The 7,647-nt window shown below is 40.7% G+C and carries 8 protein-coding genes; 1 reads left to right on the top strand and 7 read right to left on the bottom strand.

What is annotated here, in order from left to right:
- The 6 genes from AC1DND_RS13880 to AC1DND_RS13905 all read right to left on the bottom strand — a co-directional run.
- A partial coding sequence (locus AC1DND_RS13880; protein ID WP_477582402.1) for a response regulator transcription factor occupies positions 1-190 on the bottom strand: 190 nt, incomplete at its 3' end.
- A gap of 22 nt (positions 191-212) precedes the next feature.
- On the bottom strand, positions 213-1,403 hold the full coding sequence (locus AC1DND_RS13885; RefSeq protein ID WP_477582404.1) for a PAS domain-containing sensor histidine kinase: 1,191 nt from the start codon (positions 1,401-1,403) through the stop codon (positions 213-215).
- A gap of 57 nt (positions 1,404-1,460) precedes the next feature.
- Complete coding sequence (locus AC1DND_RS13890; protein ID WP_477582406.1) at positions 1,461-3,242, bottom strand: hypothetical protein; 1,782 nt, start codon at positions 3,240-3,242, stop codon at positions 1,461-1,463.
- 181 nt (positions 3,243-3,423) lie between these two features.
- On the bottom strand, positions 3,424-3,879 hold the full coding sequence (locus AC1DND_RS13895) for a pyridoxamine 5'-phosphate oxidase family protein (RefSeq protein ID WP_477582408.1): 456 nt from the start codon (positions 3,877-3,879) through the stop codon (positions 3,424-3,426).
- 33 nt (positions 3,880-3,912) lie between these two features.
- A complete protein-coding gene (adhP, locus tag AC1DND_RS13900; protein ID WP_477582409.1) occupies positions 3,913-4,932 on the bottom strand; it encodes an alcohol dehydrogenase AdhP in 1,020 nt (339 codons plus the stop codon).
- Positions 4,933-5,001: 69 nt separating this feature from the next.
- Positions 5,002-5,877, bottom strand: a complete 876-nt coding sequence (locus tag AC1DND_RS13905) for a universal stress protein (protein WP_477582410.1) — start codon at positions 5,875-5,877, stop codon at positions 5,002-5,004.
- A 223-nt stretch (positions 5,878-6,100) separates the two neighbouring features.
- On the opposite strand from AC1DND_RS13905, the gene AC1DND_RS13910 reads away from it, so the two are divergent.
- A complete protein-coding gene (locus AC1DND_RS13910; RefSeq protein ID WP_477582412.1) occupies positions 6,101-6,466 on the top strand; it encodes a helix-turn-helix domain-containing protein in 366 nt (121 codons plus the stop codon).
- Between the two features lie 6 nt (positions 6,467-6,472).
- On the opposite strand, the gene AC1DND_RS13915 is transcribed toward AC1DND_RS13910, so the two are convergent.
- A partial coding sequence (locus AC1DND_RS13915; RefSeq protein ID WP_477582414.1) for a DUF3570 domain-containing protein occupies positions 6,473-7,647 on the bottom strand: 1,175 nt, incomplete at its 5' end.

Consider the following 7,647-nt stretch of genomic DNA (forward strand, 5'->3'; position numbering starts at 1 on the left):
CCCCATAACCATCCAGTTCTGGCATCATGATATCACAGAGGATCACATCAGGCAAATGATTCAAAGCCATTTCTACACCTAATTTACCATGTTTCGCGGTAAAAGTTTCATAACCTGCCAGATCCAGCACCTCAGCTGTACTTTCCCTTATGTCGTCATTATCTTCAATAATCAAAACTTTCTTGTTCATAGGAATGGTTATTAAAAGTAAATTATTTATTGAAGGTAAAGCTGAGCGTAAAAACCGTACCTGAATTTTGTTCGCTCTGGCAGGCTACGGTGCCATTCATCAAACCTACATATCTTTTTACAATGTTCAGGCCTAAACCTGTGCCGGGGATGTCGCCCGTATTGTGTGCCCTGAAAAATGGTTCGAACAGATTTTGCTGATCTACTTTTGGAATGCCGATTCCATTGTCTTTCACCTCCAAAATGAGTTCATCATCTTTTAAAATAGAATTGAACTGGATCAAAGTATCTGCGCCAGAGTATTTTATCGAATTGGAGATCAGATTAATKACGCAGTTTTTCAACAGGTTCGGATCGAGGTAAACTTCGGCGGTCGTACCTGTGTGTTCGTAAATAATATGCTGGTTCTCTTTGGTCATCATCTGCATTTCTTCAGCTATTTCTTCAGCAAAGCTGATGATATTGAAAGATTGTGCCGATGCTTCCACTTTTCCGGCCTCGAGTTTTTCGAGCGAGAGGAAATCGTTTAAAATTGTAGTAAGGTTATTGATCGAATTTTTGATTTTCAGCGTATGTTTTTCTACACTGGCAACATCATGCCTGGAGGTATATTTATCGATTAAAGAAGCCGATAATTGTATCGAACTGAGTGGTGTTCTAAACTCATGCGAGGCCATAGAAACAAACCTTGTTTTGAGCTGATTGAGTTCCTTCTCTTTCTGAAAAAGCGCCTGCATATTTTCTTTGGCCATTTCGAGTTCGGATACCAGCTTTACCAGATCGTGTGTGCGTTCCTTGATCTTGACCTCTAATTTTTCGGTGTAACTTCTGATCTGCTCTTCATTGGCCTTTTCTTTACTCAGATCGTGGATAAAACCGGTATAAATTTTACGGTCGCTAAATTTTATTTCGCTTACCCCCAGCCTGAAAGGAAAAACCGAGCCATCCTTACGTTTACCAGAAACTTCTCTCCCAGTTCCGATAATGTGTTTCTGCCCGGTATGTTCATATCTGGATAAGTAACCATCATGGCGCGAATGATCTGGTTCTGGCATTAACACCGATACGTTTTTCCCAACCAGTTCTGCTCTGCCATAACCAAAAAGCTCAAGTGCAGCCGGGTTTAAATGTTCTATAAGCCCCTTATCATCAATGGTAATAATCCCATCAATGGCATTTTCAATAATGGCATCTAAAAATCTCGATCTATCCATGTAATACATCAGTATATCCTTGTAAATATAGAAAAGTTATTTGCGATCTTTTTTCTCTTATTCAATAATCAATCCGTCCAGTTTGCCTTTCGACTTCGCCAGCTGTTCATATAATCCCTTTAATTCTCCAGATGCCTGATCTGCAACCTCGGCAAAAAGCTTTTTATAATAATTAATCCCTTCGGCCAGCTGGAGTTTGAATCCGTTTAACTGTTTTATTTTTTTATCGCTGAAATGCTGAAGCTGCTGTTTGATATCTTCCTGAAGATAATCGATATAAAGATTGAGTTCTTTGATGAATATATGTGGCCGTTCTACCTGCCTCAACAGGTTAATTTTCCCGTAAATATGACCAACCATTTCATCAAGTGAATACACATCAGAAAAATAGGCCAGGTTTGGCCCTGGGCAAATGGCTACTGCGGTGCTTTCTTTGGGTTTAGCCATGTTATATTTGAGATAGGTAGCGGCGCATAAGCCCTCACAAAGGCAAACTTTTTCGGTTACCAGATTAAACTGTTTTTGGTATTCATCAGCTGATAGGCCAGCAGTTTTAAGACTTTTGATTTTTAAGTGCTGATATTCGCGGGATGCCGTACAGATGGCTTGCTCAGTAAATTCGGTATTGTTGCAAAGATATTTCTTGGTACATGGACTTCCCGGCCTGCCCTTTTCAATCCGCTCGGTACGCTGAAGTTCTATTGTACTGTTTTTAAAATTATTAAACTGAATACCCAGCGGAGAGGCTCCACTTAGATAAAAATCGCTTTCTGTTGAGCTGGCCAATTGCGCCAATGTTTCGGCATCTACATTCGTTACTTCGGGGACTAATAAAAAAGGACTTCCCCATCCTGTTGCATCGAGATTGTAATGTTGAAGGAGGAAATCGTGTTCTGCAGCCGTACCAATCCCACCCTGGACACTGATCCGCTGCTTGAGCTGTTTTTCTGTTGGGATTCCCTTTTGCGCCAAAGCAGATTGGTACATGTTAAAAAGCTCAGCAAGCATATCGTTTTTTTTGAGCTTAAATTCTTCCAAAATCGGCCCAAGTAAGTATCCTTCTGTTGCAAATGCATGGCCTCCACAATTTAAGCCCGACTCTATCCTGAATTCTGAAACCCATAAACCCTTTTTTGCCAAAAATTTAGCCTGGATCAGGGCCGATCTGAAGTCGCTAACCTTTAAGATGATTTTCTTTTTCAGCTTGCCATTTTCATCAGGGAAAAAGTCTTCAAAATTTTCCATATAGCTGTATAATTTCGGGTTCATGCCAGCAGAGAGTACAACAGAGGCGTTCAGCTTACTTTCCGCAAAACCACGGAGTGCAGCTAATGCATCCGTATTGGTATCACCAGAATATTCGCCATTTACATAATTCATTTTATCTACCTTGGCCATGATATTCACATCAATAGCCCCTACCCGCATTGAATTTTTTAAAAGCGCCTGGAAGGTCTGCTTGGTTTCACCTTCAGGATATTGCAACATCAGATCATAACCATGTTTTAATTTAGCAGTAACGGGCAGTAGCTCAAAATAACGGCAAATATCATTACCAGTGGCAAAATCCTGCTTTTTTAAGTTTTTAAAATCGTCGGTTATCGTGTCCGACAAAAAGTTGAGGTAGGCCGTAATGCGTTTACTCCGGCAATCGGTTTCACCTTTAGGAATCGCTTCGAAATGAATCTGGCGGTTTTTTGAATGATAAGCACGCATGCGCTCAATCAGTTCGTCATCAACAACAGATAGCACGGACGAAATACCGTACCTGGCAACTTTTAGTGGCGTATCAATAGAATAGCCTAGGCCTAATACAGGGATATGGAATGAATGTGGCATGGTGTTTTGTAATAAGGTTTGGCCTTTTATAACAAAAAGCCGATGATTTCGACAGCAAAACTATTATAGTTGAACTGATCTGGAGGTGATGCCTGTCAAAACGAAAAGTGAGTGAGGTCACTTTTTAACGTTATAATATGCCTTTGGGAAAGTTTGTGGTATATTATTTTGCTAAAACCGCTTATTCAACACTATCGTTTATCTCGAATCTACCTGTTTTAAGATGAAAGATAATTTTGAACACGATAATATCCTCATCATAAGTATCTTTTTTGCCAGTTCCATGCGATGGTTGCTCTGAAGGGGTATTGGTTAAAGGCATCATTCGGTGGATAATCCCCTGTAGCGCCCTTTGTTTTTCTGCAGCATCCGTAATTTCTTCGAACTTGCCCCAGCACACCACACTTTTCCAATTATAAGTATCGCGGATCTGATCGGTCTGAAAGCATACCTGAGGGTTACTTTTCATCATCCTGATTTTTTGCCCCGGAGCAGAGTGAGCATAAACCGTACTGCTGCTATACACATAATTAATGGGCACAATGTAACTTACTCCATGTGCATGGCAGGCCAAACGGCCAATATATTGTTCCTTAAGGAGCTTTTCTATATCCTCTTCTTTTAATGTCCCTAACATCTTCTTATTCGTTAAATATTGATTAATAAACACCTAATCACCAGAAATATCCAAAACAATCCGTCCATCAATCTCGCCCTTTTTCATTTGATCGAACACATTATTGATATCTTCCAGTTTTGCTGATTTAACCTGCGCCCTTACCTTTCCATCTACCGCAAATTCGATCGCTTCCTGCATATCCTTTCTTGTGCCGACAATAGAACCCCTGATCGTTATTCTGTTCAACACGGTATCGAATATAGGAAGGTCAAAACTGCCTGGAGGTAGTCCGTTTAGCGATAAAGTACCTTTTCTGCGCAATGCAGAAAGCCCTTGACTAAAAGCAACAGGTGTTACTGCCGTAACCAATACGCCGTGCATACCCCCGGTTTGTTTTTTAAGAAATTCACCTGGGTCATGTTCTAGCGCATTAACAACAATGTCTGCACCCAGTTTTCTGGCCATTTCCAGTTTATCGTTTGAAATATCAATCGCGGCAACCTGAAAGCCCAGGGCCTTTGCATACTGAACCCCAAGATGGCCGAGCCCGCCAATACCTGATATGGCTACCCATTCACCTGCTTTTGCATCAGTTTCTTTTAAACCTTTGTATACGGTAACCCCGGCACAGATAATCGGCGCCATTTCTGCAAAATTTACATGCGAAGGGAAATGGGCAACGTATCTCGAATCGGCTATTACATACTCTGCAAAACCTCCATCAACGCTATAGCCTCCATTCTGCTGCTCATAGCATAATGTTTCCCAACCGGTTAAGCAGAATTCGCAACAGCCACATGCACTGTATAACCAAGGCACACCAACCACATCTCCTTCCTTAACAGTTTTAACATCATGTCCCATTGCCGCTACCAACCCAATGGCTTCGTGACCTGGCACCAATGGCATTTTTGATTTTACCGGCCAGTCTCCATTACAGGCATGCAGATCGGTATGGCATACCCCACATGAAATTACCTTAACCAAAATTTCGTATTGATTGAGCGGTCTAACCGGAAGTTCTTCTATGGCCAGTGGTCCTCCATATTCATGGATAACTGCAGCTTTCATTGTTTTAGGATACATATATTCTGTTTAACAATAGATTATAATAATTGAATTTTATCTGGTGATGAACCATTACATCGGAATGTTGTGTGATGGCGGTAAAACCAAAAGCGGGATCTGAATATGATCTGACATGTTCAGGGTATAGCTACCTTTAAGCAGGCGATGAAAAAAACCGTGTTTTCGATGCACCATGGTCAGGATATCGATCTGTCCGTTTTCTACGATCCAATCTAAACCGTCCTTAATCCGTTCACTGTTAATATGCCTATGGTAGATATTTCTATAGTTAACCCGATCGGCAACCCGGTTTAAAAAATCTTCGGTTGTATGCTTATAACCTTCTGGTTCTGATTTTGAATGACCGGTATGTGTAATGAGTATATCGGCATTAAAAGGTTTTGCAAATTCGGCAAGTGTACATAAAACGGGGATATCACTATGGCTAAAATCTGTGGCAAAAGCAATTTTCTTAGGTTTCTTAAACCGATATCCCGCAGGGATAAGCAAAACAGGTATTTCCTCCTCGATAATTTTTCTGGCAACACTGCCCATAAGCGTTTTGGTTAACTTATCTGCATGGTTTAATCCGGCCACAACGAGGTTCATTTTACACTCGGTAAAATATTTACTAACCTCTTGTTCAACCTCGCCACGAACAGATTTCCCAAACACTTCTGCTTTAAAACCAAGCTCATGATGGGCCTTTTTATATTTTTCTTCAACCTTTTCGACCAGTTTGCCTAAGGCTTTTTTAGCATCGTCTTCTATAAGCTTATATTCTTCAAGCGGCCATACCAGAGATGCCGCAGCAGGAGAAAACTCCGGAACCTGAAAAACATTTAACAGTTCTACTCTGGCACCAATACCATGGGCCAGATCAGTTGCATAATCGGCTGCGTTCTCTGCAGTTGCAGAGAAATCAACAGGTACCAGGATTTTTTTCATAATGGGTCTTTTTTGATAGATATAAAGTTTGTAAAAAGCCCGTGTTAAAAATATGAGCCGCATCAGTTATTAAAATGATTCTTCCGATGTTAGCATTTAAGTGCCCGATCATTATGATGATATGCTAAAGAAATATTTAGACTAATTATCATTACCACAAAAAATGATTAAATCAGCCTGCTTTCCGTAATTTCAATGTTTCAAAATTATCCCATAATATAAGATGAGTGTCCATATAGGCTTAATGATCTGGAAGGAAATGAAGCAGAAAGATATCTCTGTTTCAGACATTGCCGCCGCCCTTGAGATCAGCAAAACAAAAACGCAGGAGATGCTGAATACCGCAACTATCGATATCCTTACTTTGGTCCGCGTGAGTGAAATCCTGAACTATAATTTTTTCAGCTATTACGAAAGTGGAAAGGTTTTCTCGAAGATGGAGTTACAGGAGAAACAAAAACTTACTGCAGAAGTAGACCGGTTGAAGGCTTTGCTCAYTGAAAAGAACAAAGCCCTCGAACTTCAGGAAAGGTTAAATAAGATTCAGCTCAGTACGATTTCACTGTTGGAAAAAGGCCAGTTTAGATAAACTGGCTTACTTAAACTTTAGGTTTAACGATACGATATTGGAAACCAGGCTTGTTGACCGGGAATAATGACCATATCGCAATTCAAGCATATTCAAGCGCTGCCAACCGAAAACGCCTTTAGGTGGAGCAAACCTGATACCTGCACCATAAAAATCACTCGTCAGCGTGGATAGGTCATAATCACTGGTAAAGTATTGATCCGACTGCGAATGCTGGCCATAAGGTGCAAAGTATTTGGCCCCTACCTGGTTGTTGTAACGATAGAAAGGACTTATAGAAAAGAACGAATTGATCTTAACAGGAATTTCAAGTTCGGCCGTATGAGCCCTTATGCCCCAGTTATCCATATAATATCGGTAAAATGTGCGGATCACAAAACGGTCATCCAAAAAGTAGTTCATCCGCAATCCTATAGGTAACTTATAACGCTTTTCGGGCAGGGTTTCAGCACGCATCGAACCATCTGTAAAATAATCACGTTGATACTTGGTAGCCAGCAATCCTTTTTGATAAGATGGCTCTAAAATCAGGGAAGCCTGAAATTTTTGATTGATGACCTGCGATAGTGAGAAGGATGCACTGAAAGAATTTCTTGGTGCAGTATCATATTGCTCACCGCCTCTTCCGGTATTTTCCGTTCGCAGTTCTATCGGTAAGATCACCGTCCATTGATCTAGAAAGGCCTGGAGTTTAAAGTCAAACTGGGTATTTTTGTCTTTTGATAAACGGGTTAAATTAAAAGCAGCTCCCATTGACTGGTAATCGAACTCTGTTGAATATGATCCTGTAAATCCAAATGAATTTCCGGTCTCTTCATTGGAGTGCGTCCAGTTTAGTGATGGATAAATGCGGGTATCAGCAGAAGAAGCTGAAGAAATGGTACTAGGATCGATCTTATCAGAAGAGGCCGAAGTATAATGATCTACACCAAGTTCGAAAAGAAAAGTATTTTTTTTACCTCTTTTATTGAACTTGGACATTTGAAGATCTATGGTATTGGCAAAATCACTCAGTTTCTCGGTGCCAATACCACCTGTAACTGCAGAATTATTACCATTCTGATGATAATAGGCTGAAACCAGGTTGATCTCATCGACTTTTAACTTCCGTGACTGATATTTACTGCTATCTGCTTTTGCAGGCTCGGGCCTGGTTTGTGCATAGGTGCTCAAGATACCGA

Source organism: Pedobacter sp. 01N416, from assembly GCF_056399685.1.